Here is a 26,656-nt window from a genome sequence, read left to right as displayed (position 1 = left end):
CCTGTCTGGCTCCCGAGAGCGGGCCTTTTCTGTCCCCCGGTGTCCCCTGGGGAGCCGCTCTTTCGATGCTTCCGAGAATGAAGCCGAGCCTTGAATCCGTCGTTAAATGGCGTGCTTAATTTGGAGAAAACAAAGCTAAAACAAGAGGTAAACGCGGAAATTCGTTAAGGATACAAAGCCAGCAATCGCGCTGTTTCGTACCGGATTTGACGAAAATTTGCCGGGCGTCGGTCAACACTCCGCTAACCACAGGAAGCAAAGCCGGCGCGTCGATCGTTTCATTTCCTGGTCGCCGAGCGTTTTGTCGACCTCATGAAAATTGCAAAACCTTCCCTCACGGCACCCGCTTTTGTTTTGCCGGGAGCTGGATTAGCTTACGTTTGCGTAAGGGGCAGGGAGGCGGGCGCCCCACCTAAACCACAGGGAGGATAGATATGTTTCGCAAAGTGAACTTGGCCCTGGCGGCCACATTGATGATGGCGGGCGCGGCCTGGGCCGATCCGATTGAAGGCAATTGGAAGACGCAAGCCGGCGACACCGCACTCATTGGCGGCAGCGGTTCATTCTCCATCACCCTGAAGACCGGCAAATATGCCGGCAAGACCATCGGTTCGCTCAAGGCGACCGGGAACAACAAATATGCCGGCAACATCACAGATCCGGCAAACGACAAGACCTATTCCGGCAAGGCCACACTGTCGGGTACCTCGCTGAAGATGAGCGGTTGCGTGCTCGGCGGGCTGATCTGCAAGAGCCAGACCTGGCAGAAGCTCTGAGCTTGCAGTTTTGACGCGACGATAACGGGGCCTGCTGGCCCCGTTTCCTTTTCCAGGTGCCCACGGGCCTACCGCATAGGCGCACCTCGCGGCCTGTAATCGGGCCAACGCTCTCCCTAAAACATCGTCAATCACTTTGAACCGCAGATGAACGCCGGCATCAGAGCCGGTTCAGTCGCATCAGGGCATTTTGATGGCGTGTTCAAGGAGACACCACCCAAATGCTCGCTCGCCGCTTCACCATCGTCTGCCTGTTGATGAGCCTGTTCGGCATGTTCTTCGCCATTCTCGTGGCCGAAGCCGGCCGTCCGGCGCGCTCCTGGGATGCAGCAAGTTCCAACGCATGCCAGTTCAATTGCGTGAACCATTTTCGCCCCTGAGACGACAAAGACGTAGATCCAAACAGAAAAGCCAAAGCCATGAACCGCACAACCATCAACGCCCTCAAGACCCTTAGGCTTCTGCCGCGGGCGGCGCTCGTCCTGATCGTGCTGTCGGCGCCGGTTCTGGCCATGCCGATGATGCGGGCCGACGCCGACACGACGATCGACGCGCCGGCGACGAAGAAGCATGGCGTTGGCTTTGTTCTGCTGGTCAGCCTGCAGCGCGGGTAAGGTGTGCCAGAATAAATCGTCGCCTTGGCCGGCTTAGTGGCCACCCTCCCCCTCCCAAGTGCGGCCTCAAGTCTCTATATTAAGCCATGGAAAAGCGAATCTACCCGCAAGCTATCGAATCGGTCGTCATGCCGGAGCCTTTCGGCAAGAAGAGCTTCGACGACGCCAGAAAGGCCGTGGCCGCCTTGCAGGCGCTCTACGACCGCAACACCAAATTCCTGCGTGACTCCTTTGCGGCACTTGCCGCCGGCGGCGACGAAAGCAAGCGCTACCGCGCCTTCTACCCGGAGATCGGCGTCACCACCAATTCATTCACCCAGATCGACTCGCGCCAGGCATACGGCCACATGCCGACGCCGGGGCATTTCTCGACCACCATCACCCAGCCGGCGCTGTTCGAAACCTATCTCGTTGAGCAGCTTCGGCTCATCATGCGCAATCACGGCGTGCCGGTTACGGTTTCGGAATCAACCACGCCGATCCCGCTGCATTTCGCCTTCCTGGAAGGCACACATGTCGATGGCACCGCCGCCGAGCGCATCAAGCGGCCGATCCGCGACCTGTTCGACGTTCCGGATCTCGACGGCACCGACGACCAGATCGCCAATGGCACATTCGAAGTGGCGTTCGGCGAACCGAGGCCGCTGGCGCCGTTCACGGCGCAACGCATCGACTATTCGCTGCACCGCATGACGCATTACACGGCGACCAGCCCGCAGCATTTCCAGAACTTCGTGCTGTTCACCAACTACCAGTTCTACATCGATGAGTTCGTCGCCCGCGCCCGGACCCAGATGGCGGAAGGCGGCCACGGCTATACCGAATTCGTCGAGCCCGGCAATGTCGTCACCAAGGCCGGGCAGAGCGCGCCCAGCGAAGGCGTGGCGGCGCCGCGCCTGCCGCAGATGCCGGCCTATCATCTGAAGAAGCCGAACCATGGCGGCATCACCATGGTCAATATCGGCGTCGGCCCGTCCAACGCCAAGACTATCACCGACCACATCGCGGTCCTCAGGCCACATGCCTGGCTGATGCTCGGCCATTGCGCCGGCCTGCGCAACACGCAGGCGCTGGGCGACTATGTGCTGGCGCATGCGTATGTCAGGGAGGACCATGTTCTGGATGACGACCTGCCGGTGTGGGTACCGATCCCGCCGCTGGCCGAGATCCAGGTGGCGCTGCAGGAGGCGGTCGCCGAAGTCACCGGACTTTCCGGCTACGATCTCAAGCGCATCATGCGCACCGGCACTGTCGCCACCATCGACAACCGCAACTGGGAACTGCGCGACCAGCGCGGACCGGTGCAGCGGCTGTCGCAGTCGCGTGCCATCGCGCTCGACATGGAATCGGCCACCATTGCCGCCAATGGCTTCCGCTTCCGCGTTCCCTACGGCACGCTGCTTTGCGTCTCGGACAAGCCGCTGCATGGCGAACTGAAGCTGCCCGGCATGGCGACCGAGTTCTACAAGCGGCAGGTGGCGCAGCATCTGACCATCGGCATCAAGGCGATGGAAAAGCTGGCGGAAATGCCGATGGAAAGGCTGCATTCGCGCAAACTGAGAAGCTTTTCGGAGACGGCGTTCCAGTAGACGGCCTTCCAGTAGATGTTGGCTGCGAGGCATTTGGTCATCTTGATTGGGCCGCATTTCCGCCGATAACAGGCCTGACACCCCTTGGCCCGACACTCTGGGCAATGCAAAACCTAGTCTGATGGCACGCGTGCGAAACATGATGGCTTCGATGGCGTTCCTGGCAATGCTGGGCCTCTCGGTCGTGCTTGTGGTCGGGTTCTTCGGCGCACTGCATCCCGCCTTCGATTCCTTCGCCCATTTCCGCATCCATCTGGCCGTGCTGATGGTGCTGATCGCGCTGCCGCTGCTTGCCACCCCGTTTCGCCTGCAGGCGGGTGTGGGCCTGCTCTTGGCCGTGGCTGCGTTCGCCAGCACGTTGAGCACCTTGCCGCGGCTTTGGCCGGTGCAGGCCGCCGGCGACGCCGAGCCCGGCAACGAGGTGGTCTATCGGCTACTGCAGATGAACCTGCGCTTCAACAATCCGACACCGAAGAAGGTTCTTTCGCTGATCGGGCGGACCAACCCCGACGTGATCACGCTCGACGAAGTGTCGGCGATGTGGGCAACCGAACTGGGCTATATCACTGCTGCCTATCCCTATCGCATCCTTTGCGCTTACCCCAACGGCGTTTTCGGCGTGGCGCTCCTGTCCAGGCGGCCGTTTGCCGTCGGTACCGAACCGTATTGCGAACCGCGCGGCGCGATGGCGACCGCCACGGTCGACTTCGGTGGCATCGGCGTCGATGTCGCGGCGATCCATCTGAGCTGGCCGTGGCCAAAGGAACAATACTGGCAGATCGGCGAGTTGACGAAGACGCTCACCTCACTGGGCGAGACGGCGATCATGGCCGGCGACTGCAACGCCGTGCCGTGGAGCGCTGCGGTGCGGCGCGTCGCCTCGCTCGGCGGACTGACCGTGATGCCGTCGGCCGGGCCGAGCTGGATTCACCGGACGCTGCCCGACTTCCTGCGCCGCTATGCGGGCCTGCCGATCGACCAGGTGTTCTCGAAGGGCGGGGTGACGATCCTGTCGTCAACCCGGCTGGAAGACACCGGCTCCGACCATCTGCCGGTGATGGTGGAATTTTCGCTGAAGCGCGACGAGACCAAGCCCGTCGACGAGGACGCCACCGCGACCGTGTCGCTGATCCAGCCCGGGAAACGAGGCTAGATCAACACGTTACGGGCTTGAGGTTTCACAAGCCCACCAGGGCCTCGATGATGCGCTCGACATGGCCGCCTTCACTGTGCTCGCGTGCGTCGAAGGCGATCTGTTTCGTTTCATAGACCTTGGACGTGGCTTCCAAGCGCCGCCGGGCTTCGGCGCGCGTCTTGTTGCATTGCGGATCGTTGGCAAATTTTAGGCCGCGAACCGACCGCTCGGCGGCCTGCATCATCTGCCCGGCGATACGGCCATGGGTTCCTTCATGAGCGAGAACGCCAGTGAAAAACCGGTTCCAGCGTTTGTGCAGCGCCGGCGTTACGGGCGAGGCCACGCGCGGATAGGTGTAGGTGATGTTGAGCGTTCCGTTGGCCTGGCGCAGGCGGCAGACGCCGTTGGCCTGGCCGAGATCCAGGTTCCAGTCCGCGGTGTAGCTCGTCTGCGCAATGGCGTGGGTCATGAAACCGCGCTTGGGTCCCTTGCGGTTCATGGCTATGACCAGACCAGAACCTGTGGCGCCGGTGATATCGTAGGTTCGCGTCTTGACGACGGTTTTCACGCCGGCAGACGCCGTCTCGACGATGCCGCAGGCCGCGCCAATGACGGCGAGGCAAAACAAGACCAACATGCGCATGCCACTATCCCCCATGGACGCGGCAATGAGACCACAAGCAGACGACGGTTTCAACAATCATAGACCGGCCCCTCGCCACCATTTTTGCTGGCGGCGGTCGAGACGGCCCGGTCGGTGAGGCTCACATGCCCTGGTAGACCGGGCCTTCGCCACCTTGTGGCGGCACCCAGTTGATGTTCTGGTTGGGATCCTTGATGTCGCAGGTTTTGCAGTGCACGCAGTTCTGCGCATTGATGACGAAGCGCACATCCATGGCCGCCGGATCGGCGGCGGCGTTGCCGTCTTTGTCGACCCATTCGTAGACGCCGGCCGGGCAATAGCGGGTCGACGGCCCGGCAAAGACGTCGTGCTCGGAGCGCTGCTGCAGCGCCATGTCGCCGACGATGAGATGCACCGGCTCGTTTTCCTCGTGATTGGTGTTGGACAGGAACACCGAGGACAGCCGGTCGAAAGTCAGCACGCCGTCCGGCTTGGGATAGGCGATCTTCTTGTGCTTGGCGGCGGGCTCCAGCGTCGCGTAATCCGCCTTGCCGTGCTTCAGCGTGCCGAAGGGCGAGAAGCCGAACAGCGTGTTCAGCCACATGTCGAGGCCGCCGAGGCCGACGCCGAGCACAGTGCCGAAACGCGACCAGAGCGGTTTGACGTTGCGGACCTTCTTCAAATCCTTGCCGATATCGGTCGCCCGCCAGGCGTCCTCATAGGAGGACAACTCGTCATTGGCGCGGCCGGCGCCGATCGCTTGTGCGACATGTTCGGCCGCCAGCATACCCGACAGCACCGCATTGTGCGAGCCCTTGATGCGCGGCACGTTGACGAAGCCCGCCGCACAGCCCATCAGCACGCCGCCGGGGAAGGACAGTTTCGGCACCGACTGCCAGCCGCCCTCGGTAATGGCGCGCGCGCCATAGCCGATGCGCTTGGCGCCCGCGAAGGTGCCCGATATCTTCGGATGGGTCTTGAAGCGCTGGAATTCCTCGAAGGGCGACAGATACGGGTTCTTGTAGTTGAGATGCAGGACGAAGCCGACCGCGACCTGGTTGTCCTCCAGATGGTAAAGGAAGGAGCCGCCGCCGGTCTTCAGGTCAAGCGGCCAGCCGAAGGAGTGCTGCACCAAGCCCGGCCGGTGGTTCTCCGGCTTGACCTGCCACAGTTCCTTGAGGCCAATGCCGTATTTGCCCGGCTCGCGGCCGTCGGACAGTTTGTATTTGGCGATCAACTGCTTGGACAGCGAACCGCGCGCGCCCTCGCCGATCAGCACATATTTGCCCATCAGCGCCATGCCCGGCGCAAAGCCCGGGCCGTGCGTGCCGTCCTTCTCGACGCCCATGTCGCCGGTGATGACACCCGTGACGGCGCCGGCATCGTTGTAGACGAGGCTGGCGGCAGCAAAGCCCGGATAGATCTCGACGCCCAGCGCTTCGGCCTTGGTTGCCAGCCAGCGGCAGACATTGCCGAGCGAGACGATGTAGTTGCCGTGATTGTTCATCAGCGGCGGCATCAGGATGTTGGGCAGGCGGAACGAGCCGGCGGGACCGAGCACCAGGAAATGGTCGGCCGTAACCGGCGTCTTGAAGGGATGGCCGTCTTCGTCGCGCCAGCCAGGCAACAGGCGGTCGATGCCAATGGGATCGACGACGGCGCCGGACAATATGTGGGCGCCGACCTCGCCGCCCTTTTCCAGCACGACGACGGAAAGCTCGGGATTGACCTGCTTCAGACGGATCGCCGCGGCAAGGCCCGCCGGGCCGGCCCCGACGATGACCACGTCGAATTCCATGCTCTCGCGTTCGATCTCGCTCATCAACCCCTCCGCACTGGCTAAACGTTCCCGGGCATTTTGCTGGCTCTTGCGCTGCATAGCGCATCAATCCGCGACAGGAAACCGGCGCTGACGTGACAATCCCGTTTTCGCCAAAAAGTCGCGGATAACAACAGTGCTGCAAGCGTTTTTGCACCGGCTGGATTTACGGCTCCCATATTTTAATTGTTCGACGGCTCGCTTATCGGCCATACTTCTGCCCATGCGCACGCCGTCCGGCTTTTCATTGACGCGCTTTCCCCTTCCGCACGGCCGGATCTGCCGCGCGCTTCTTCTCATTCTTTCGGTGCTGGCGTCGGTTGAGGTTCATGCCGAGCCGGTGAAGGTGTGGATGACCGGGGCCTATTCCTTTTCCGACGAGCTTGGCGGTTTCCACATCACCGGCGCCTCGGGTCTCGGCACCAAGGACGACCCGCTGGTCATCACCGAGGAACTGAATTCGTCGACACCGGTGACGCTCACCATCCGCACCACCAAACCGATCCAGCCGTTCAGCACCAATGGCGAATTCGCCAACGGCGTCCTCTACATGCGCATCGACGTGCTCAACAACAGCGGCCAGGCCTGGGTCGAATTCCAGTTCGAGCTGCAGGAGATCCTCAACCAGCCGAGCGTGTTCGGCGACGGCCTGTCCTTCGACCAGCGCAACAAGACGCCCGACAATATCGTGTCGAGCGCCTATGCCGATTTCGACCGCGATTTCGAACCCTATGACCGGCTGCTGTTCAAAAACGGCAAGATCGACCCGCTGAAGAGGGGCAGCTTCGAATTTCTGATCACCGACTATACGCCGCGCTGGACGTTCTATCTGGTCCAGGATCCGCGAATACCGACGGGTTAGCGATCTCCCCACTTGTGGGGGAGATCAGCTTTCAGCGCCGCTTTCGCCAATCAGCGATGTTGCAAATCGCCTCTCGGCGGACGAATGTGCCGGGCATGATTGCCGCCTCCCCCAACAACCGCTCCGACCTCGCCGACCTGCTGGCATTCTACGCCAGCGCAGGCGTCGACGAGGCGTTGGAAGAGGCGCCGGTGAACCGGTTTGCCGAGGCCGCGCCAAGGCCTGCCGAGCGGGCACCAGCCGTGCCACCTCGCGAAAACAAGGCACCGGAACAAGCCGCGGCGAGCCCCGGGCTGGATGCGAGCCGGGTGCCGGACGCGCCGGCGCGCTCGGTTCCGGCCACCGCAACCGTGCCCGACGAGGCGCAGGCAGCACGTGCCCGGCAAATGGCGACGAGCGCGGCGACGCTCGAGGAACTGCGCCAGCACATGGCCTCCTTCGATGGCTGCAACCTCAAATTCACCGCCAAGAACCTGGTTTTCGCCGACGGCAATCCGGACGCTGCTCTGATGCTGGTCGGCGAGGCGCCCGGCCGCGACGAGGATATTGAGGGCCTGCCCTTTGTCGGCCGCTCCGGCCGGCTGCTCGACCGCATGCTTGCGGCGATCGGGCTTGACCGCACGTCCGCCTATATCGCCAACGTCATCCCGTGGCGGCCGCCCGGCAACCGCACGCCGACGCCGCACGAGACCGAAATCTGCCGTCCGTTCATCGAGCGGCAGATCGAGCTGGTGAATCCCAAGGTGCTGATCAATCTCGGCGGTCCTTCGGCGAAGACCTTGCTCAACACGAGTGAAGGCATCTTGCGGCTGCGCGGCAGCTGGCGGGTGCATACGACGGCTTCCGGCACCGCCATTCCGGCCATGCCGACACTGCATCCAGCCTACTTGTTGCGAACGCCCGCGCACAAGAAGCTCGCTTGGCGGGACTTTCTCGAAGTGAAGGCGAAGCTGCGAGGACTGGCGTGATTGGCCAATCTCCCTCCTTGTGGGGAGATCGGATGACCTCGGAGGTAATTGAAATAGGTCCCTCCCCGGCCTAATCATCCCCCATGACAACACCGCAAACCTCCGCCGGCAGCCTGATCCGCGAATGGCGCACGCGCCGGCGCATGAGCCAGCTCGACCTCGCCATGGAAGCCGAGATTTCGCAGCGGCATCTCTCTTTCGTCGAAAGCGGCCGTGCCGCGCCCTCGCGCGAGATGGTGCTGCATCTGGCGGAACAGCTTGAGATTCCGCTCAGGCAGCGCAACCAGCTGCTGCTTGCCGCCGGTTTCGCGCCGAGTTTCGGCGAACGGCCGCTCACCGACGCGACGCTGGCGCCGGCGATGGCGGCGGTCGAGACCGTGCTCAAGGGGCATGAGCCGTTTCCGGCGCTCGCCGTCGACCGGCACTGGAACCTGGTTTCAGCCAATGCCGCCATCGGCCCGTTCCTCGCCGACGTGGCCGAGCCGGCTCTACTCCAGCCGCCGGTCAATGTCCTGCGGCTCAGCCTGCACCCGAACGGCATCGCGCCGCGCATTGTCAATCTCGCCGAGTGGCGCGCGCATCTGCTGGAGCGGCTAAAACACCAGAACGATGCCGCCGGCGATCCCGTGCTGGTCGAGCTGGAGCGTGAATTGCGAACCTATCCGTTCGGCCTCAAAGGCGCGCGGCCTGTGCCGGTCGAGCCCAACGGCATCGTCCATCCGCTGCGGCTGGCGCATGGCGATCAGGTGTTGTCCTTCATCAGCACCATCACCGTCTTCGGCACGCCGCTCGACGTGACGTTGTCGGAACTGGCGATCGAGTCTTTCTTCCCGGCCGACGAGCCGACGCGGGCGGTGCTGGTGCGATTGGCGAAGGAGCGGGCGGAAGCCAACTGAGCCAGCCCTCTGCCCTTCGCTGTTGCACCCGGCCCTTCGGGCGTTCAAGTCCTTTGAAAGGTCCACCGGACCTCTCTATCCGCCCGACGGCGGACCGAACTTTCACCGTTCGTCGTTTGGAAAGCCAGGGATTTGGCTTTCCGTCCGCTGCGGACCTCTCCTCACCCTTGCGGCGGCGCTGCCTTCCTTGTGCGGGTTCGCTCCAGCCCGAGCTGGCGCTCGCGCCAGATGATAAAGATGCCGGCGGCGACGACGATGACGCCGCCGACCAACGTGTTGATGGTGGCGATATCGCCGAAAGCGAAATAGCCGACGATAACGCCAAGGATCATCGAGGTGTATTCGAACGGCGCCACCACCGAGGCCTCGGCGTGGCGATAGGCGGCCGTCATCAGGATCTGCCCCAGCCCGCCGCAGAACCCAGCGGCGATCAGCAAACCGGCTTGCAGAGGCGTCAGCGCCTGCCAGCCGAAGGGCAGCGTAAACAGCGCCATGACGCTCGCCGTCGCCGAAAACCACAACACGATGGTCGCCGTCCGTTCGGTCTGGACAAGATTGCGCACGAGCAGGATGGCATTGGCCGAGATTGCCGCCGAGACAAGAGCAGCGATAACGCCCAGCACCTCCTGGTCGCCGAGCGCCGCGCCCGACGTGAGCAGCGTCAGTTTCGGCCAGGAGATGATCAGCACGCCGACCAGGCCGACCGCAACCGCGCTCCAGCGGTAAACGCGGATGGCCTCGCCGAGGAAGAGCGAGGAGAACACCACCACCAGCAGCGGCTGGGCATAGTTGAGCGTGATCGCCTCCGGCAGCGGCAACCTGGTCAGTGCGAAGAAGCCGAGCCCCATGGCGCAAACGCCGACGACACCACGCGCAATGTGGTTCAGCGGGCGTTTGGTGGCAAACGCCGTACCCAGTTTTCTCCTGAAGGCCAGGAATACGATGATCGGGAAGATGGCGAAGAAGGAGCGGAAGAAGACGATCTGGCCGGCCGGCAAAGTGCCTGCCGCCTTGATGCAGGTCTGCATGCCGACAAAGACCGCCACCGACATGACCTTGAGCATGATTCCGGTCAGCACGCGGCCGGGGTGATCGGACAGTTTCCCCGTCGCCTCGTCTCTCGGCCCTGAAGTCACGCTCCCGCCGCTTCCTGGATTGATGCCGAGAAGCGCCTCCCACGACGCAGCACAGAGGCGTCCATGCCGAATTTCGGTCTGACGACGGTCATCAAGGCCTCGCGATGATGGTGGAAGGGGAACGCCCCGAAATAGGCATTGGCGCAGTTTTGTCGAGTAGCCGTTTCGTGTAAAGAGCGCGCAACTTTAGATTTCTTGGGCCAGCGGATACCTCCGCAGGCTCCGATAACGACAGGGAAACCCCAGGGAATGCGAACCGATACCGGCCAGGTCTTCAAGCTCGAAGACTATCGCCCAAACGACTTTTCCATTCCGAAAACCGGCCTGACCTTTCGCCTTTCGCCAGACGCAACGCGCGTTAACGCCATGCTGACGATCGAACGCCGCGACAATGCTGCCGCCTCGGCACCGCTGGTGCTGGACGGCGATGGGCTGGTGCTCAAGCGCATCGCCATTGACGGCCGCGAACTCTCGCCGGCCGATTATCTGGCGACGCCCGACCAGCTGACCATTTTGAAGCCGCCGGCCCGCTTCGAGCTGCTGCTCGAGACCGAGATCGCTCCGGCCAGCAATGAGGCGCTGATGGGCCTTTACCGCTCCAGCAATGTCTATTGCACGCAATGCGAGGCCGAGGGCTTTCGCCGCATCACCTATTTCCTCGACCGCCCCGACATCCTCTCGGTCTACACCGTGCGCATCGAGGCCAAGCTGGACGAGGCGCCGCTGCTGCTCTCCAACGGCAATCCGGTGGAAAGCGGCGCGCTTGCCGAAGGCTGGCACTATGCTGTCTGGCACGACCCATTCCCCAAGCCGTCCTATCTGTTTGCGCTGGTGGCCGGCAATCTTGGCCAGGTCGCCGACAGTTTCGTCACCGCATCCGGCAGCAAGGTCGAGCTCGGCATCTACGTCGAGCCGGGCAAGGAAGGGCTCGCCGGCTACGCCATGGATGCGTTGAAGCGATCGATGCGATGGGATGAGCAGGCATTCGGCCGCGAATACGACCTGGACGTCTTCAACATCGTGGCCGTCTCCGACTTCAACATGGGAGCGATGGAGAACAAGGGCCTCAACATCTTCAACGACAAATATGTGCTGGCCGACCGGGAAACGGCGACCGACGCCGATTTCGCCAATATCGAGGCGATCATTGCGCATGAGTATTTCCACAACTGGACCGGCAACAGGATCACCTGCCGCGACTGGTTCCAGCTCTGCCTGAAGGAAGGGCTGACGGTCTTTCGCGACCACGAATTCTCGGCCGACCAGCGCTCGCGCGCGGTCAAGCGCATCGCCGAGGTGCGTACGCTGCGGGCGCACCAATTCCCCGAAGATCAGGGGCCGCTGGCGCATCCTGTGCGGCCGCGCCGCTACCGCGAGATCAACAATTTCTACACGGCGACAGTCTATGAAAAGGGCTCGGAAGTGGTGCGCATGATCCGCACTATCCTCGGGGCCGAGACTTTCCGCGCCGGCATGGATCTCTATTTCGAGCGTCATGACGGTGAGGCGGCGACAATCGAGGATTTCCTCAAAGTGTTCGAGGACGCCTCCGGGCGCGACCTGTCACAATTCGCGCTGTGGTATCACCAGGCGGGCACGCCGAACCTGACCGTCAGTTCGACGCACAATCCGGCCACGCACGAGTTCACGCTCGAGATCGAGCAGTCGGTGCCGCCGACGCCGTCGGAAAGTCGCAAGCGGCTGATGCACATTCCGCTCGCCTTCGGTCTGGTCGGCGCCGGGGGCGAGCCGGTCGCCTATGGCGGCGTTGAAGGTGCTGCCGTCGAGGACGGCGTCATCCATATCCGCAAGCGCCGTCACATGGTGCGCTTCTCCGGCGTTGCCGAGCGGCCGGCAGTGTCGCTCAACCGCGGCTTTTCGGCGCCGATCACGCTTTCGGTCGAGCAGAAGGCAGACGACCAGTTCTTCCTCGCCGGCCATGACAGCGACGCTTTCGCGCGCTGGCAGGCGTTCAACACGCTGCTCACCGATGCGCTGATAGCGGCCTTCCGACAGATCCTTGGTGGCGCGAAGCCGGCCTTCAGCGCCAGGCTGACCGGACTTGCCGGCAAGATCGCCGGCGATGAGACGCTCGAGCCGGCCTACCGGGCGCTGGCGCTGTCGCTTCCCGGTGAGGCCGACATTGCCCGCGACATCGGCAGGAACATCGATCCCGACGCCATCTTCGCCGCCCGCGAGGCGCTGGCGCTGGAGATAGCCCGCACTAACCAGCAAGCCTTCGCCAATCTGTACGATCGCCTGGCCGACGACGGTCCGTTCAGCCCCGATGCGGCAAGTGCGGGACGGCGGGCACTGCGCAACATCCTGCTCGACTATCTCTCGCTGTTGCCAACTGGCGCCAAGCTCGCCGCCCGGCATTTCGAGGCCGCGACCAACATGACCGATCGCGCGGCAGCGCTCACGGTGCTTGCGCATCGTCATGACGGAACGCCCGAGGCGGTCAAGGCGCTGGCCGGCTTCGAGGCGCGCTATAGGGCCGATCCGCTGGTCATGGACAAGTGGTTCCAGATCCAGGCCAGCGTGCCGGGACCACGGACCGTAGACACTGTGCGCAAGCTCATCGGCCACACTTCCTTCTCGATGGCCAATCCGAACCGGGTGCGCTCGCTGGTCGGCACATTTTCCAGCGCCAACCAGACCGGCTTCCACCGCGCCGACGGCGAAGGCTACCGGTTCTTCGCGCAGACCGTGCTAGAGGTCGAAAAGCGCAACCCGCAGGTGGCAGCGAGGTTGGCGACGGCATTGCGCTCCTGGCGCTCGCTGGAACCGGGCAGACAGGCCAAGGCCAGGGAGGCGCTGCTGGCGATCGCCGGTGCCGAGAACCTCTCGGCGGATCTGCGGGATATTGTGGAGCGCACGCTGGCGTGAGGCGCGTATCCCCCCTCTTGGGGGAGATGCCCGGCAGGGCAGAGGGGGGCGCGAAGGATCGCGGCTTCGGCGTTATTTCAATCAATTTTTAATGTTTTTCGCCCGCGCCTCTGGACAAGGCGAATCACCTTTGATTCTTTACAGACGATTCGGACGTGCGGTGTTGCCGGATCGTCAAGCGTACGGAAATTCGGGGAGTGCCATTTATGGCCAAGGCGGACGCGTGGGGCGCGCCCGGAGGGACGGCTTTTGAGCGGCGTACGGCGCGGGGCGACGGCCTCGCCGGCAATACGCGGCTCATCGCTGAACCAGCCTACCGGCGGCTCCTGGCTGCCGAACCGCTTCTGCGCCGATCGATACCGGCGCTCATCATCATCTTCCTGATCGTCATCGCCGCTTTGCGCGTCCTGTCGCTGATGAACGAGCGCGACGAGGTCGAGCGCGACGTCAAGGCGGTGCTGGGGCTGGCCGCCGGCCAGATGGCGAACGCAATCTCGGCCGACCCGAACGCGGCCGCCGGCGGCGCCATCGACCTGCTGGAAAGCACCAGCCGCCAGGGCGCCATGGGCAGAAGCCATGTGCTTGTCATCACCGACAGCGCCTTCAAGATCGTTGCGGTGTCGCCGCTGTCGAGCGGCTGGCAGGGGCGGTCGCTGGACAGCCTGGTGCTGGACGGCCAGCCGCTGTTCATGTTCGGCGACCGCGCCGGCGTCATGGATGTCAGCATCGGCGGCCAGGACTGGTATGCGGCAGTGAGCCTGACCAGGGACCGCAAGAACGCCGCCGCAGTGCTGGTGCCACAGGAAGCGGTGTTCGACAGCTGGCGCAAGACCGTCTCGCTCAACGTTACGCTGTTCGTGCTGACGGCGGGCGTGCTGATCATCATCCTCTACGCCTATTTCGGCCAGGCATCGCGCGCCCAGACGGCCGACCGCATCTATCTCGAAGCCCACCAGCGCATCGACATGGCGCTGGTGCGCGGCCGGTGCGGCCTGTGGGACTGGGACATGGTGCGCGGCAAGATGTACTGGTCGCGCTCGATGTATGACATGCTGGGCTACGAGCCCTGCAACTCGATGCTGTCGTTCGGCGAGGTCGACGACATCATCCACCCCGAAGACGGCGACCTGTTCCAACTTGCCAACCGGATCGTCGAGCGCGAGATCGACCATATCGACCAGGTGTTCCGCATGCGTCACGCCGACGGCCAGTGGGTGTGGATGCGCGCCAGGGCTCAGGTGATCGATCCGGAAGCGCCTGAAATCCAGCTGATCGGCATCGCCGTCGACGTCACCGAGCAACGGCACCTGGCACTGCGCTCCGAGGCGGCCGACCTGCGGCTGCGGACCGCGATCGAGAACATCAACGAATCCTTCGTGCTGTGGGATGCCACCCAGCGCCTGATCATGTGCAATTCCAAATACCAGAAGGACAACGGCCTGTCGGACCGCGACGTCATGCCGGGCGCGGCGCGCGCCATGCTGGAAGAACGCATGCTGGCCTTCGCCTCGGAACGGCGGTTGGCCAACACCAATGGGCCGCAAGGCGGCGCAACCTTCGAGCGGCAACTCTCGGACGGGCGCTGGCTGCAGGTCAACGAACTGAGGACCCGTGACGGTGGCACCGTCTCGGTCGGCTCCGACATCACCCAGATCAAACTGCACCAGGAAAAGCTGGTCGACAGCGAACGCCGGCTGATGGCGACCATCCACGACCTCAGCCTTGCCCGCCGGGCCGAGGAAGAACGCGCCAAGGAACTGGTCGAACTGAACCGCAAATACATGAAGGAGACCGAGCGCGCCGAGGCCGCCAACCGGGCCAAGTCCGAGTTCCTGGCCAACATGTCGCATGAACTGCGCACGCCGCTCAACGCCATCATCGGCTTTTCCGAACTGATGGAACAGGGCCTGTTCGGGCCGCTCGGTTCGCCGCGCTACGAGGAATATGCCAATGACATCAACGGCAGCGGCAAGTATCTGCTGGGCGTCATCAACGACATACTCGACATGTCGAAGATCGAAGCCGGCCAGTTCTCAGTGGACCGCGAGGAAATCGATCTCTGTCCGCTGATCCGCGAGACGGTGCGCGTCATCTCGCTGCAGGCGGCCGAGAAATCGATCACTGTCGAAACCCGCATCGCCGATACGATGACACTGTTCGCCGACCGCCGGGCGATCAAGCAGATTGCCATCAACCTTCTCTCGAACGCAGTGAAGTTCACCGGCCAGGGCGGCCATATATTGGTGCGCGCCCGCAACACCTCCGGCGCGTTGGTGCTGACAATCGAGGACACTGGCTGCGGCATTCCGAAGGAAGCGCTGAGCAAGCTTGGCCGGCCATTCGAACAGGTGCAGAACCAGTTCTCCAAGAACCACGCTGGCTCCGGCCTCGGCCTCGCCATCTCTCGCTCGCTCGCCGAGTTGCAGGGCGGGGCGCTGAAAATCCGCTCGACCGAAGGCGTTGGCACCATCGTGTCTGTGCGCATCCCGGTGAAGAAGGCGCAGCGGGCGGTGAAAGCGGCGGCATGAGGTAGGCACCCTGTCGGGCGCGCGCTGTGGCAGCCATCCTTGAAAAGGTCATCTATTCTATCTATTATAGATATAGAGGTATCTTTCATGCGTGTGACATCGACAGAATTCCAGCAGAACGTCGGACGGTTCCAGGATGCCGCACAGCGGGCGCCGGTTGCGATAACGAAGAATGGCCGGACCCATACAGTGCTTCTCTCGGCGGCTATGTTTGAAGTTCTGGTCAAGGGGCGGGTCGCCCGTCCCGTTGAGGACCTGGACGACGAGACATTAAACGCGATCGCCAGAAGCGCTGTCCCATCAGAATATGACGGGCTGGACGCGATGCTCAAAGACTGGACGCCGTGAGTCTGCCCAAGCCTGTCCCCGGTCTGGTGATTTCCTATTCCTATCTATGGGCGGACGAAAGCAGCCAAGGCGCGGAAGAAGGCCGCAAGAATCGGCCCCTGCGCAATCGTTGCCGCGCGCCGAATCGTGGAGGGCCGCGAGGTCGTCACGGTGGTTCCGATTACCCACTCGGTCCCGAGCGATCCGGCCGATGCGATCGAGATACCTGCATCGCTCAAGGCCCACCTTGGGCTCGACAACATGCCGTCATGGGTGCTCGTCAGCGAAACCAATGATTTCCTCTGGCCCGGGCCCGATCTCAGGCCCTTTGCGGGAAGCAGGCCCACCCGCTTCGATTATGGCATGCTGCCGCCTCGCTTCTACGCGTATCTGCGCGAGCGGATTTTGCAGGCTCACGCGAGCCGCGCTCTGCGCCGTGTTCAAAGGACCGAGTAGCTGTCCGGTCTTGTCGGTCCCGGCGGCTTTTGCCGCCGAGGCCGTAATCGGCATTCACTGCATGTCGTCGCCGCCGTCCCATTGGCGATGACGGCCCATGCGGCCGTTCTTCGGCAATTCGTTACGCTCGATCTTGCCGTCATTGTTGCGGTCTAGCATGGCGAACACTTTTTTCTCACGCCCGGTGATGTCTTCCGTGGTCAAGGTGCCGTCGCCCTTGGTGTCGTAGCGAGCGACGATGCGCTTGGCCATTTCCTCGAACCGCGCCTTCTCCAGCGCGTCGGCGAGCTGGGCGACGGTCAGCTTGCCGCCATTGTCGGCGACCAGCTTCTTCAGCCGCGCGTTCATGGCGTCGGAGAACTGGTCGAAGCAGATGGTGCCGTTGGAATCCTTCATCGCCTTGCTGAGGCGCATCATCGTGCCCTCGCGCATTCTGGCGCTGGCATTGTTCTCGGCATAGGCGGTGGTGCCAACGGCGCCGGCGAGCGCGACGAAGGCAAGGGCAAGTCCGGTTGTCTTTCTCATTTTGTATTCTCCTGTTGCATCGTCACCCCCGATGCGATCCGAAACAGCCGTCAGCGCTTCACGCCCTCACGACCGCTCCGTACGAAGCAGAAGGTCGAACTCCTTTCTGACCTTTTGCGACGTCTCCTTGAGATGTGCTTCCAGCACACCGAAATCCGGCAGGCCAGTCACCGCCAGAAGCAGATCCGACAATCCCGGCGGAACGTCCTCGCGTTCGAAGGCACCGGTGAGGCAAAGCCGCGTCATCTGGGTCAACGCCAGATAGAGCTGGTAGGCCTCGCAAAGCTCTTGCCTGACATCGGCGTCGGCGAAATTCGGCGCCAGATGCGAGAGGATTTCGCCGGTCGCGGTCACCCCGCGGCCGGCTTCGACCTGGCCGGTGATGACGGCTACCTGCGCAATGAATTCGAGGTCGATGAGGCCGCCGGAGATCAACTTGATGTCCCAGAGATCGCGCGGCGACTTTTCCTTCTCGATCAGAGCGCGCATCTCTAGAGCCTCGGCCTTCACCTTGGCGATGTCACGCGGCAGGGCCAGCAGTGCGGCCACCTCGGCCTCGACCTCTGCACAGAGCGCAGCGTCGCCGCCAATGACGCGTGCCCGCGCCAGCGCCATGTGCTCCCAGGTCCAGGCCTCCTGGCGCTGGTATTTCTTGAAGGCGTCGACGTGGGTGGCCACCGGCCCCTTGTTGCCGGATGGCCGCAAGCGCAGGTCGAGTTCGTACAGCACGCCCTCGGCGGTCGGCGCCGAGACAGCCGCGATCAACCGCTGCGTCATCCTAGTGTAGTAATGCGACGGCGCCAGCGGCTTGTCGCCGACGGATTCTTCGGCATCGGCGTCGTGATCGTAGAGCAGGATGAGGTCGACATCGGAGCCGGCCGTCAATTCGCGGCTGCCGAGCTTGCCCATGCCGAGCAGCGACACGGTGCCGCCGGCGATACGGCCGTGGCGCCGCTCAAATTCGGCCGTTACCGCCTGCAGTGCGGCGCCAATGGTAAGGTCGGCGAGGTCGGAAAAGGCGCGGCCGGCACGGCTCGGGCTGATCGATCCGGCGAGCAGCCTGACACCGATCAGGAATTTCTGCTCGGAGGCAAAGATGCGCAAGCGATCGAGCACATCCTCGTAAGCGCTGTCACCTTCGATGAAAGCCGCCAGTCGCGCCGAGAGATAGGCGCGATTGGGCAGTTCGGTCAGCAACGCCGGATCGAGCAGACCGTCGAAGACATGTGGGCGCCTGGTGATGATCGCAGCCAGCCGGGGCGCAGCGCCCATGATGGTCGCCATCAGCTTCAGCAGAGCGGGGTTCGATTGTAGCAGCGAAAACAGCTGGATGCCGGCGGGCAGACCGGCGAGGAATTCGTCGAAGCGAACAAGCGCCTCATCGGCGCGGCGCGTCTGGCCGAAGGCTTTGAGCAGCGCCGGTGTCAGTTCGGTCAGCCGCTCGCGCGCCTCGGCCGACTGGGTGACGCGGTAGCGGCCGAAATGCCAACCGCGGATGACGCGGCAGATATCGCTCGGCCGCTTGAAGCCGAGGCCGTGCAAGGTCTGCAGCGTGTCGGGGTCGTCGACATCGCCGGTGAAGACCAGGTTGCCGACGCCTGCCGACAGTTCCGGCGCGGTTTCGAACAGCGCAGCATAGTGGCGCTCAACTTCATGCAAAGCCGCGCGAAAAGTTTCGGAAAATTTGGCGGCATCGGCAAAGCCCAGCATATGGGCGATGCGTTCCAGCCCCTCATCATCGTCCGGCAGGATATGCGTCTGCTCGTCGGCGACCATCTGGATGGCATGTTCGACGCGGCGCAGGAACCAGTACTGGCGGGTGAGTGTGTCGCGCGCATCGGCGGTGATCCAGTTGCGCGCTGCCAGGGCACCCAGCATAGGCACGGTCTCGCGGCCGCGCAGCTCGGGAAAACGGCCGCCGGCAATCAGCTGCTGGGTCTGGACGAAGAACTCGATCTCGCGAATGCCACCGCGGCCGAGCTTGACGTTGTGCCCCTTCACCGCGATCTCGCCATGGCCCTTGTGGGCATGGATCTGGCGCTTGATCGAATGGACATCGGCGATCGCCGCGTAATCCATGTATTTGCGCCAGACATAGGGCTGCAACTCCCGCAGGAACGCCTCACCGGCGGCGAGATCGCCGGCCACGGGGCGCGCCTTGATCATGGCGGCACGTTCCCAGTTCTGGCCGCGCGCCTCATAATAGCGCAGCGCCGCCTCGACCGGGATCGCCAGCGGCGTCGAGCCGGGATCGGGGCGGAGCCTGAGGTCGGTGCGGAAGACATAGCCGTGCTCGGTGCGGTCGTGCAGGATGCGGACCAACCTGCGGGTCAGCCGCGCAAACAGCTCGGTGGCATCCAGCGGATCGAGAATCGCCTTCGCATCGGGATCGAAGAAGACGACGAGGTCGATGTCGGAGGAAAAATTCAGTTCATGCGCGCCGAGCTTGCCCATGCCGAGCAAGATCCAGCCGGACCACCACGACGGATTGTCGGGATCGGGCAGTTTGAGCTTGCCCTGGCTGTGGGCCTCGCGCAGCAGGAAATCGACGGCAGCACGGGTGCAGGCGTCGGCGAGATCGCTGAGACGCCTGACCGTCAGCGCGGCATCGGCCTCGCCGGAGAGGTCAGCAAGCGCAATCAGGAAGTGAGCTTCCCCCTTCCAATGCCTGAGCTCCATCATCAGGCTCGATTCCGAAACAGTCTCAGCAAAGGCGGCCTTGCCGATCGCTTCGGCAATGCTGAGCAACCTGGCCTCGACACCGTCATCGAACAGCGCGTCGAGGATTTGCGGCCGGCGGCGCGCGATATCGCGCAGGAAGGGTGAGAGGTCGAAGACGGCAGCGAGAAAATCCTGGGCGGCGCCCTTGCCGCCCAAAAACTTCGCCAGCCGTGGCAGACCTTCGTCCTCGGCATCGCCGGCGATCTCCGACAGTTCACGCCGGGCGCGGCTCCTGTCCAGCGGCGCCAGTTGCGTGGCCAGCTGCAGGTGCCATTCCGTCTCCGTCCGTTTCGCCGCCATCCTCACCGCCATCAATGGTCCTCCCGCACCGGGAAACTCATGATAACGGACAATCCGGGATTGGCAGGCAGAAGTTCGAGCCTGCCATTGTGAAACGTCATGATGGCCTTGGCGAGGCTGAGGCCGAGGCCTGATCCCGGCTGCGAGCGGCTCTTTTCCAGTCGCACGAAGCGCTCGGTTGCCCTGGCGCGGTCGGCGTCGTCAGGGATGCCATGCCCATTGTCGGCGACAGAAAGGCGGATGTCATGGCCGACGCGCTGCAGGGCCACGCGCACAGAAGGCTTTTCCGTCGCGTCGGTGGAGTATTTGATGGCGTTGTCGACGATGTTCGACAGCGCCTGGCCAATCAGCTCGCGGTTGCCATGGACGGAGAACTCCCCGGCCACAGAGGTTTCGAGCTCGACGCCAGCCTCCTCCGCCACAGGTTCGTACAGCTCGACGACATCGCGCACGGCGGCGGCGAGATCGACCTTGCTGGTGCTTTCCGAGGAATAGCCCGCCTCCAGCCTGGAGATCATCAGGATGGCGTTGAAGGTTTTTATCAGTTGGTCGGACTCGGCGATGGTGCCCTCCAGTGCCTGCCGGTAGTCGGTGGTCTTGCGCTTGCCTGAAAGTGTGGCCTCGGCGCGGTTGCGCAGCCTGGTCAGCGGCGTCTTCAAATCATGGGCGATGTTGTCGGAGACCTGTTTCAGGCCCTCGTTCAGCGTCGCGATCCTGGCCAGCATGGTGTTGAGGTTTTCCGACAGGCGATCGAACTCATCGCCGGCGCCGGTCACCGGCAACCGGCCTGTCAGGTCGCCGCCCATGATGCGGCGGCTCGCCTCCGAGACGCTGTCGATGCGCTTCAGAGCCGCGCGGCCGACGAAGAACCAGATCAGCAGCCCGCCCAGCCCCATCATGCCCAGCGCCAGCATCAAGGCCCGGCGGATGACGGCGCGGAAGCGCTCGGGTTCGCCGAGATCGCGGCCGACAAGCATGATCATCTGGTTGGGCAGCCGCAGCACCAGGGCGATGGCGTTGTGACCCTTCTCGCCTTCGGACTGAATTTCGGTCTCGCCGGGCTGCGTCCCGTTGGGATCGGAAGCCTGATTGCGCTGCCGCTCAAGCTCGCCTTCGCCGAAGCGCCGGTAGGAGAACGGCTCGGTCGTCCAGCCGTCGGTCTCAAGCACGCCCGGCTCCAGGCTCTGCACGTTGCCGGTCAGGATCTGGCCGTTGGCGTCGGCGATCAGGTAGAGGTTGGCGCCGGGCTGGCGCGAGCGCTGCTCGACCACGCGCACCAGCACCGGCAGGCCGCCGCGCTGATAGGCCCGTGCCAGGCCGAGCACCTCGTCATTGATGGTCTGCTGGGTCTGGCCGGTCAGCATGCGCGCGGACAGCGACGTCATGTAGAAGACCAGCAGCACGGCGCAGAGCGCGAAAAGCAGGAAATAGAGCGCCGAAAGCCGCGCCGCCGTCGTCCTCATGATGGCCGGCAAGGATAGGGCCATCGAGTTTCTAGCCGCTCTTCAGCATATAGCCGGCGCCGCGCACGGTATGCAGGATCGGTTTGTCGAAACCCTTCTCGATCTTGCCGCGCAGCCGCGAGACATGCACGTCGATGACGTTGGTCTGCGGATCGAAATGGTAGTCCCAGACATTTTCGAGCAGCATGGTGCGCGTCACCACCTGGCCGGCATGGCGCATCAGATATTCGAGCAGGCGGAATTCGCGCGGCTGCAGCGTGATCTCGCGCGCGGCACGCTTCACGGAATGAGAGAGACGGTCAAGCTCGAGATCGCCGACCCGGTAGACGGTTTCGGCTTCCCTGGCGCTGGCGCGCCGGTTCAGCACCTCGACGCGGGCAAGCAATTCGGAAAACGCGTAGGGCTTGGTCAGATAGTCATCGCCGCCGGCGCGCAGGCCGGTGACGCGGTCATCGACCTCGCCCAGCGCCGACAGGATCAGCACCGGCGTGGTGTTGCCGCGCGAGCGCAGGCCGGCAATGACCGAGAGCCCGTCGCGGCGCGGCATCATACGATCGACGACCATCACGTCATAGTCGCCCGCATCGGCCAGCGCAAAGCCGGTTTCGCCGTCGCCGGCGACATGGGCGGTATGCCCGGCCTCGGCAAAGGCCTTCTGCATATAGTCGGCCGCCTCGCGATCGTCTTCTATGACGAGAATCTTCATGGGGCCGTTATACGCGATTTCGCTGGAAGATTGAGGGGCCGCCATGTTCGCAAATCTTTGCTGTTAGAGCGGCAGCGGGCGATGGGGGCCCGCTGCCGCCGGGGGCAGAACACGATGACTGACTAACGCGTTCGGCCCCTTGCTTTCCCGTGCGGCGGCTCGGGGGTGTTGAAACCGCTGCACTGGAAACTGTGTGACGTCAGCCCTTGGCGACCGGCAGGGCGACGAAGCGATTGCTATCGTCGCGGGTGATCTGCATCAGCACCGCCTTGCGGCCGGACTTGGCTGCATCGGCCATCGCCTTGGTGACGTCCTCGGTGCCGTTCACCTCCGTCGAATTGACCGAGGTGATGACATCGCCGGGCTGGATGCCACGGTCTGCGGCATCGCTGTCGGGATCGACATCGGTCACCACCAGGCCCTTGCCGTTCTCCGACTTGGTAACGGTGAGACCGAGATCGGCGAGTGCTGCGGGCTTTGCCGGTGCCGCAGGCTGTTGCTGGTCGGCCGAGGCCTGCTTGTCGGTGGACGGCAGCGTGCCGAGATCGACCTTGATCGTCTCGCTCTTGCCGTCGCGCCACACCGTGACGTCGATCGCCTTGCCGGGCGAATAGGCGCCGATCAAGCGGGCCAGCTCCTTCGGCGATGCAACGTCCTTGCCTTCGACCTGGGTGATCACGTCACCGGCGGTGATGCCGGCCTTCTTGCCGGGTCCGCCGTCCTGGGCGCTGGAAACCAGGGCGCCGTTCTGCGACTTCAGGCCGAGCGATTCGGCGATATCGGAGGTGACCGGCTGGATTTCCACGCCGAGCCAGCCACGCTGCACCGAGCCGCTCTTCATCAGATCCTGCACCACCTGCTTGGCGGTCGAGGCCGGAATGTCGAAGGCGATGCCGACGCTGCCGCCCGAGGGCGAGAAGATCGCCGTGTTGATGCCGACGACCTGGCCGTTGAGGTTGAAGGTCGGGCCACCCGAATTGCCGCGGTTGACCGACGCGTCGATCTGGATGAAGTCATCATAGGGGCCGGCGCCGATATCGCGGCCACGGGCCGAGACGATGCCAGCGGTAACCGTGCCACCGAGGCCGAACGGGTTGCCGACGGCAACCACCCAGTCGCCGACGCGAACCTTGGAATCATCGGCGAAGTCGACATAGGTGAACTTGCCGACGCCATCGACCTTGAGCACGGCCAGATCGGTGCGCGGATCGGTGCCGATCAGCTTGGCATCGAGTTCCTTGCCGTCGTTCATCACAACAGTGAAGGCCGAGCCTTCCTCGACGACATGGTTGTTGGTGACGAGATAGCCGTCATCGGAGATGAAGAAGCCCGAACCCTGCGCCACCGGGCGGGGCTGGTCGTTGTTGTGGTCGCGGTGGTTGAAGCGGCGGTTGCCGAACTGGCCGTCCTGATCGCCGAAGCCGCGGAATTGCTTGAAGAACTGGCGCAACTGCGGATTGTCGGGCAGAGGGTTGCCGTCCGGATCCTGCATCTGGTCGGAGCCATCATCGGCGGCAGGCTCGATCCTGGCCTTGACCTTGACGCTGACCACGGCGGGCGAAACGCGCTCGACGACGTCGGCAAAGCCCGGCACCTGCGGCGCCTCGACCCGCACGGCGTCGGCCAGAACAGGGGCCGTGCCGGTGGCGACGGCGCCGAAACCAATGGCTCCGGCAATGGCCAGCGAGGCGGCGGCGGCCAACAGGCGTTTGCGGGTGCGGGAATATGAATTGGGTGCAATAGACATGGATCTGTATCCTCTTTTCACTGGATGCGGCTCAGGCAGAGCATCCTCGGACAAGAGGAATAGAGAGGCGCACATTACGGCGCCATTTCCGGTTCATGAAAGTTTTGTAATGTTGGGGCTTCAGTCGCGCCGCAGGATGGTGTCCAGCGCCGCCTGTTCCTCGGCGCTCAGCGCCTTGGTCGCCTGCGAGCGGCGGGAGCGCGTGGTCAGCACAATGAAAATGCCGCCGACCAGAAGCAGAAGCACCGGCGTGCCCCACAGCAAGGCGTTTCGCGGGCTGAAGCGCGGCTTCAGCAGCACGAACTCGCCGTAGCGCGACACGATATAGTCCATCACCTGCTGGTCGCTATCGCCGGCAACCAGGCGCTGGCGCACCAGGATGCGCAGGTCGCGGGCAAGGTCGGCGTCGGATTCGTCGATGGACTGGTTTTGGCAGACCATGCAGCGCAAGCCTTCCGACAGGAGACGCGCCCGCGCCTCAAGCGCGGGGTCAGCGAGAACCTCGTCCGGCTTGACTGCCTGGGCGGCGCCGGCAAACAACAGTGCCAGCAACAGGATCAACGAAGCCAGCGAGACCTTGGTGCTCACGGCACGCCTGCCGACGGTATGGCGGAAGCCTGCTTGCGGCGGCGCGACGGCGCGCCGACACGTAGGCGGCGGTCGAACAGCGACATTGCCGCGCCCGCCATCATCACGAGAGCACCGCCCCAGATCAGCGTCACCAGCGGCTTCCACCACAGGCGCACGACGACCGACCCGTCGGTGCCCTCGTCGCCCAGCGACAAATAGAGCTGGCTGAACCCGATCGTCTCGATGCCGGATTCTGTCGTGGTCGTCTGCCGCACCGGAAAGAAGCGCTTGGCCGAGGTGATCTCAGCCGAAACACCGCCATCCGCCCCGATCAGAGAAAAGCGGCCGCGGTCTTCGCTGTAGTTCGGGCCTTGCGCGGGATAGAGCCCTTCGAAGCGAAGCGTGTGGCCGGACAGTTCGACGCTCTCACCGGCATGCATCGACAGGATTTTTTCGGTGCCGAAGCACAGAGTGCCGACAATGCCGAGCGTCGTCAGCCCAAGACCGAGATGGGCAAGTGCCGTGCCGAACACCGAACGCGGCAGGCCGGCGAAACGGCGCAGCATGATGGCCGGCGACACATTGCCAAAGCCGGATTTGACGGCAAGGTCGGTGAGCGCGCCGCAGACCAGCCAGCAGGCGAGGCCGACGCCGAGGGCCGCGAACACCGAGGCGCCGTCGATGAACAAGCCGGTGACCAGTATCGCCGAGAGGGCGACAGCAAAGGCCGCCATGAGGCGCTGGGCGGCGGCATAGAGGTCGCCGCGCTTCCAGGCGAGCAGCGGCCCGAACGGAACCAGGACCAGCAGCGGCAGCATCAGCGGGCCGAATGTCAGGTTGAAGAACGGTGCGCCGACCGAGATCTTGCCGGCCGAAAGCGCCTCGACCGCCAGAGGATAGAGCGTACCGACCAGCACGGTGGCGGTCGCCGTGGTCAGGAACAGGTTGTTGAGCACCAGCGCGCCTTCGCGCGAGATCGGGTGGAACAGGCCGCCAGCGGTCAGCCTTGAGGCGCGCAGCGCAAACAGTGCCAGCGAGCCGCCGATGAACAGCGTCAATATGCACAGGATGAAGATGCCGCGCGTCGGATCGGTGGCGAAGGCATGCACCGAGGTCAGCACGCCGGAGCGCACCAGGAAGGTGCCGAGCAGCGACAGCGAGAAGGTCAAAATGGCAAGCAGCAGCGTCCAGATTTTTAGCGCCGACCGCTTTTCCATGACGATGGCCGAATGCAGCAGCGCGGTGCCCGCAAGCCACGGCATGAAGGAGGCGTTCTCGACCGGGTCCCAGAACCAGAAGCCGCCCCAGCCGAGCTCGTAATAGGCCCAGTATGAGCCCATGGCGATGCCGCCGGTCAAAAACATCCAGGCGACCAGCGTCCACGGCCGCACCCAGCGCGCCCAGGACGCATCGATGCGGCCTTCGATCAGGGCCGCAACCGAGAAGGAGAAGCAGATGGAGAAGCCGACATAGCCGAGATAAAGCAGCGGCGGATGGATGGCGAGGCCGAGATCCTGCAGGACCGGGTTGAGGTCACGACCCTCAATCGGCGCCGGGTTGAGCCGGATGAACGGATTGGACGTCGCCAGAATGAACAGGAAGAAGGTGGCGCCGATCGCCCCTTGCACGGCCAGAACATTGGCGCGCAGCGTCGTCGGAAGGTTGGAGCCGAAGACGGCGACGAGCGCTCCGAAGAAGGTCAGGATCAGCACCCAGAGCAGCATCGAGCCTTCGTGATTGCCCCAGGTTCCGGTGATCTTGTAGATCAGCGGCTGCAGCGAATGCGAGTTTTCCCACACGCTCGCCACCGAGAAATCGGAGCTTGCATAGGCGCCGGCAAGTGCGGCGAAGGACAGCGCGGTCAGCGCGAAGCCGGTAACCGTGACCGGCCCGCCGACGGCCATCAGCCGCTGGTTGCCGGTACGGGCGCCGATGAGCGGCACGAGCATCTGCACCAGCGACAGTGCGAAGGCGAGGACGAGCGCGAAATGTCCGGTCTCTACCATT

22 protein-coding genes are annotated in these 26,656 nt (G+C 63.8%); 12 read left to right on the top strand and 10 right to left on the bottom strand.

All coding sequences use genetic code 11. From position 1 onward, the window contains the following. The first annotated feature begins 434 nt into the window (after window positions 1–434). The 5 genes from ACWGTO_RS06080 to ACWGTO_RS06060 all read left to right on the top strand — a co-directional run bounded on the left by ACWGTO_RS06080 (window position 435) and on the right by ACWGTO_RS06060 (window position 4,132). Window positions 435–776: a DUF2147 domain-containing protein gene (locus ACWGTO_RS06080; protein ID WP_454573945.1), complete on the top strand. Its 342-nt coding sequence runs from the start codon at window positions 435–437 to the stop codon at window positions 774–776. A gap of 221 nt (window positions 777–997) precedes the next feature. Beyond that, window positions 998–1,156, top strand: coding sequence for a hypothetical protein (locus tag ACWGTO_RS06075; protein ID WP_454573944.1), 159 nt, complete (start codon window positions 998–1,000; stop codon window positions 1,154–1,156). A 39-nt stretch (window positions 1,157–1,195) separates the two neighbouring features. Then, window positions 1,196–1,390, top strand: coding sequence for a hypothetical protein (locus ACWGTO_RS06070; RefSeq protein ID WP_454573943.1), 195 nt, complete (start codon window positions 1,196–1,198; stop codon window positions 1,388–1,390). 128 nt (window positions 1,391–1,518) lie between these two features. Beyond that, window positions 1,519–2,979 (top strand): AMP nucleosidase, encoded by a 1,461-nt coding sequence (locus ACWGTO_RS06065; protein ID WP_454573942.1) that lies wholly within the window; start codon window positions 1,519–1,521, stop codon window positions 2,977–2,979. Window positions 2,980–3,118: 139 nt separating this feature from the next. Beyond that, window positions 3,119–4,132 (top strand): endonuclease/exonuclease/phosphatase family protein, encoded by a 1,014-nt coding sequence (locus ACWGTO_RS06060; protein WP_454573981.1) that lies wholly within the window; start codon window positions 3,119–3,121, stop codon window positions 4,130–4,132. A 25-nt stretch (window positions 4,133–4,157) separates the two neighbouring features. Here the strand turns inward: ACWGTO_RS06060 and ACWGTO_RS06055 are convergent, their stop codons facing one another. Then, on the bottom strand, window positions 4,158–4,757 hold the full coding sequence (locus tag ACWGTO_RS06055; protein ID WP_454573941.1) for a DUF922 domain-containing protein: 600 nt from the start codon (window positions 4,755–4,757) through the stop codon (window positions 4,158–4,160). Between the two features lie 121 nt (window positions 4,758–4,878). Next, window positions 4,879–6,558 carry an electron transfer flavoprotein-ubiquinone oxidoreductase gene (locus tag ACWGTO_RS06050; RefSeq protein ID WP_454573940.1) on the bottom strand — a complete coding sequence of 560 codons (1,680 nt, stop codon included), beginning with the start codon at window positions 6,556–6,558 and terminating at the stop codon, window positions 4,879–4,881. Between the two features lie 220 nt (window positions 6,559–6,778). Between ACWGTO_RS06050 and ACWGTO_RS06045 the strand changes: the two genes are divergently transcribed. The 3 genes from ACWGTO_RS06045 (at window position 6,779) to ACWGTO_RS06035 (ending at window position 9,281) form a co-directional block, all read left to right on the top strand. Further along, a complete protein-coding gene (locus ACWGTO_RS06045; RefSeq protein WP_454573939.1) occupies window positions 6,779–7,417 on the top strand; it encodes a hypothetical protein in 639 nt (212 codons plus the stop codon). Window positions 7,418–7,512: 95 nt separating this feature from the next. Beyond that, the gene (locus tag ACWGTO_RS06040) at window positions 7,513–8,385 is read left to right on the top strand and encodes a uracil-DNA glycosylase family protein (protein ID WP_454573938.1); all 873 of its coding nucleotides are present in this window, start codon (window positions 7,513–7,515) and stop codon (window positions 8,383–8,385) included. An 83-nt stretch (window positions 8,386–8,468) separates the two neighbouring features. Further along, on the top strand, window positions 8,469–9,281 hold the full coding sequence (locus ACWGTO_RS06035; RefSeq protein WP_454573937.1) for a helix-turn-helix domain-containing protein: 813 nt from the start codon (window positions 8,469–8,471) through the stop codon (window positions 9,279–9,281). 161 nt (window positions 9,282–9,442) lie between these two features. Here ACWGTO_RS06035 and ACWGTO_RS06030 read toward each other — a convergent pair whose 3' ends face one another. Continuing rightward, the gene (locus ACWGTO_RS06030; protein WP_454573980.1) at window positions 9,443–10,345 is read right to left on the bottom strand and encodes a DMT family transporter; all 903 of its coding nucleotides are present in this window, start codon (window positions 10,343–10,345) and stop codon (window positions 9,443–9,445) included. A gap of 321 nt (window positions 10,346–10,666) precedes the next feature. Between ACWGTO_RS06030 and pepN the strand changes: the two genes are divergently transcribed. From pepN to ACWGTO_RS06010, 4 genes are all read left to right on the top strand, one after another. Next, window positions 10,667–13,306 (top strand): aminopeptidase N, encoded by a 2,640-nt coding sequence (gene pepN / locus ACWGTO_RS06025; RefSeq protein ID WP_454573936.1) that lies wholly within the window; start codon window positions 10,667–10,669, stop codon window positions 13,304–13,306. A gap of 206 nt (window positions 13,307–13,512) precedes the next feature. Further along, entirely contained in the window at window positions 13,513–15,834 is a 2,322-nt protein-coding gene (locus ACWGTO_RS06020; protein ID WP_454573935.1) for a PAS domain-containing sensor histidine kinase, read from the top strand. Between the two features lie 87 nt (window positions 15,835–15,921). Then, the gene (locus ACWGTO_RS06015; protein WP_454573934.1) at window positions 15,922–16,182 is read left to right on the top strand and encodes a type II toxin-antitoxin system prevent-host-death family antitoxin; all 261 of its coding nucleotides are present in this window, start codon (window positions 15,922–15,924) and stop codon (window positions 16,180–16,182) included. Between the two features lie 126 nt (window positions 16,183–16,308). Then, window positions 16,309–16,617 (top strand): hypothetical protein, encoded by a 309-nt coding sequence (locus ACWGTO_RS06010; protein WP_454573933.1) that lies wholly within the window; start codon window positions 16,309–16,311, stop codon window positions 16,615–16,617. 54 nt (window positions 16,618–16,671) lie between these two features. On the opposite strand, the gene ACWGTO_RS06005 is transcribed toward ACWGTO_RS06010, so the two are convergent. The 7 genes from ACWGTO_RS06005 to ACWGTO_RS05975 form a co-directional block, all read right to left on the bottom strand. Next, a complete protein-coding gene (locus ACWGTO_RS06005) occupies window positions 16,672–17,142 on the bottom strand; it encodes a hypothetical protein (RefSeq protein ID WP_454573932.1) in 471 nt (156 codons plus the stop codon). A 66-nt stretch (window positions 17,143–17,208) separates the two neighbouring features. Continuing rightward, window positions 17,209–20,175, bottom strand: coding sequence for a bifunctional [glutamine synthetase] adenylyltransferase/[glutamine synthetase]-adenylyl-L-tyrosine phosphorylase (locus ACWGTO_RS06000; protein WP_454573931.1), 2,967 nt, complete (start codon window positions 20,173–20,175; stop codon window positions 17,209–17,211). Next, window positions 20,175–21,650, bottom strand: a complete 1,476-nt coding sequence (locus ACWGTO_RS05995; RefSeq protein ID WP_454573930.1) for an ATP-binding protein — start codon at window positions 21,648–21,650, stop codon at window positions 20,175–20,177. Before ACWGTO_RS05995 ends, ACWGTO_RS06000 begins: the two co-directional genes overlap by 1 nt. 7 nt (window positions 21,651–21,657) lie before the next feature. Beyond that, on the bottom strand, window positions 21,658–22,332 hold the full coding sequence (locus ACWGTO_RS05990) for a response regulator transcription factor (RefSeq protein ID WP_023670185.1): 675 nt from the start codon (window positions 22,330–22,332) through the stop codon (window positions 21,658–21,660). Between the two features lie 199 nt (window positions 22,333–22,531). Next, complete coding sequence (locus tag ACWGTO_RS05985; protein ID WP_454573929.1) at window positions 22,532–24,079, bottom strand: Do family serine endopeptidase; 1,548 nt, start codon at window positions 24,077–24,079, stop codon at window positions 22,532–22,534. Window positions 24,080–24,199: 120 nt separating this feature from the next. Next, window positions 24,200–24,667: a cytochrome c-type biogenesis protein gene (locus ACWGTO_RS05980; RefSeq protein ID WP_454573928.1), complete on the bottom strand. Its 468-nt coding sequence runs from the start codon at window positions 24,665–24,667 to the stop codon at window positions 24,200–24,202. Continuing rightward, a complete protein-coding gene (locus ACWGTO_RS05975; protein WP_454573927.1) occupies window positions 24,664–26,655 on the bottom strand; it encodes a heme lyase CcmF/NrfE family subunit in 1,992 nt (663 codons plus the stop codon). The genes ACWGTO_RS05980 and ACWGTO_RS05975 overlap by 4 nt, the downstream gene beginning before the upstream one ends. Window position 26,656: the final 1 nt, after the last annotated feature.

This window comes from Mesorhizobium sp. PL10, assembly GCF_053714315.1.
This window is presented reverse-complemented; position numbering and strand designations above follow the sequence as displayed.

Excerpts from the sequence above, each read along its gene's own strand:
- ACWGTO_RS06080 (WP_454573945.1), top strand. The coding sequence starts at position 435 with ATGTTTCGCAAAGTGAACTTGGCCCTGGCGGCCACATTGATGATGGCG.
- ACWGTO_RS06075 (WP_454573944.1), top strand. The coding sequence starts at position 998 with ATGCTCGCTCGCCGCTTCACCATCGTCTGCCTGTTGATGAGCCTGTTC.
- ACWGTO_RS06070 (WP_454573943.1), top strand. The coding sequence starts at position 1,196 with ATGAACCGCACAACCATCAACGCCCTCAAGACCCTTAGGCTTCTGCCG.
- ACWGTO_RS06065 (WP_454573942.1), top strand. The coding sequence starts at position 1,519 with ATGCCGGAGCCTTTCGGCAAGAAGAGCTTCGACGACGCCAGAAAGGCC.
- ACWGTO_RS06060 (WP_454573981.1), top strand. The coding sequence starts at position 3,119 with ATGATGGCTTCGATGGCGTTCCTGGCAATGCTGGGCCTCTCGGTCGTG.
- ACWGTO_RS06055 (WP_454573941.1), bottom strand. The coding sequence starts at position 4,757 with ATGCGCATGTTGGTCTTGTTTTGCCTCGCCGTCATTGGCGCGGCCTGC.
- ACWGTO_RS06050 (WP_454573940.1), bottom strand. The coding sequence starts at position 6,558 with ATGAGCGAGATCGAACGCGAGAGCATGGAATTCGACGTGGTCATCGTC.
- ACWGTO_RS06045 (WP_454573939.1), top strand. The coding sequence starts at position 6,779 with ATGCGCACGCCGTCCGGCTTTTCATTGACGCGCTTTCCCCTTCCGCAC.
- ACWGTO_RS06040 (WP_454573938.1), top strand. The coding sequence starts at position 7,513 with ATGATTGCCGCCTCCCCCAACAACCGCTCCGACCTCGCCGACCTGCTG.
- ACWGTO_RS06035 (WP_454573937.1), top strand. The coding sequence starts at position 8,469 with ATGACAACACCGCAAACCTCCGCCGGCAGCCTGATCCGCGAATGGCGC.
- ACWGTO_RS06030 (WP_454573980.1), bottom strand. The coding sequence starts at position 10,345 with ATGCTCAAGGTCATGTCGGTGGCGGTCTTTGTCGGCATGCAGACCTGC.
- pepN (WP_454573936.1), top strand. The coding sequence starts at position 10,667 with ATGCGAACCGATACCGGCCAGGTCTTCAAGCTCGAAGACTATCGCCCA.
- ACWGTO_RS06020 (WP_454573935.1), top strand. The coding sequence starts at position 13,513 with ATGGCCAAGGCGGACGCGTGGGGCGCGCCCGGAGGGACGGCTTTTGAG.
- ACWGTO_RS06015 (WP_454573934.1), top strand. The coding sequence starts at position 15,922 with ATGCGTGTGACATCGACAGAATTCCAGCAGAACGTCGGACGGTTCCAG.
- ACWGTO_RS06005 (WP_454573932.1), bottom strand. The coding sequence starts at position 17,142 with ATGAGAAAGACAACCGGACTTGCCCTTGCCTTCGTCGCGCTCGCCGGC.
- ACWGTO_RS06000 (WP_454573931.1), bottom strand. The coding sequence starts at position 20,175 with ATGGCGGTGAGGATGGCGGCGAAACGGACGGAGACGGAATGGCACCTG.
- ACWGTO_RS05995 (WP_454573930.1), bottom strand. The coding sequence starts at position 21,650 with ATGGCCCTATCCTTGCCGGCCATCATGAGGACGACGGCGGCGCGGCTT.
- ACWGTO_RS05990 (WP_023670185.1), bottom strand. The coding sequence starts at position 22,332 with ATGAAGATTCTCGTCATAGAAGACGATCGCGAGGCGGCCGACTATATG.
- ACWGTO_RS05985 (WP_454573929.1), bottom strand. The coding sequence starts at position 24,079 with ATGTCTATTGCACCCAATTCATATTCCCGCACCCGCAAACGCCTGTTG.
- ACWGTO_RS05975 (WP_454573927.1), bottom strand. The coding sequence starts at position 26,655 with ATGGTAGAGACCGGACATTTCGCGCTCGTCCTCGCCTTCGCACTGTCG.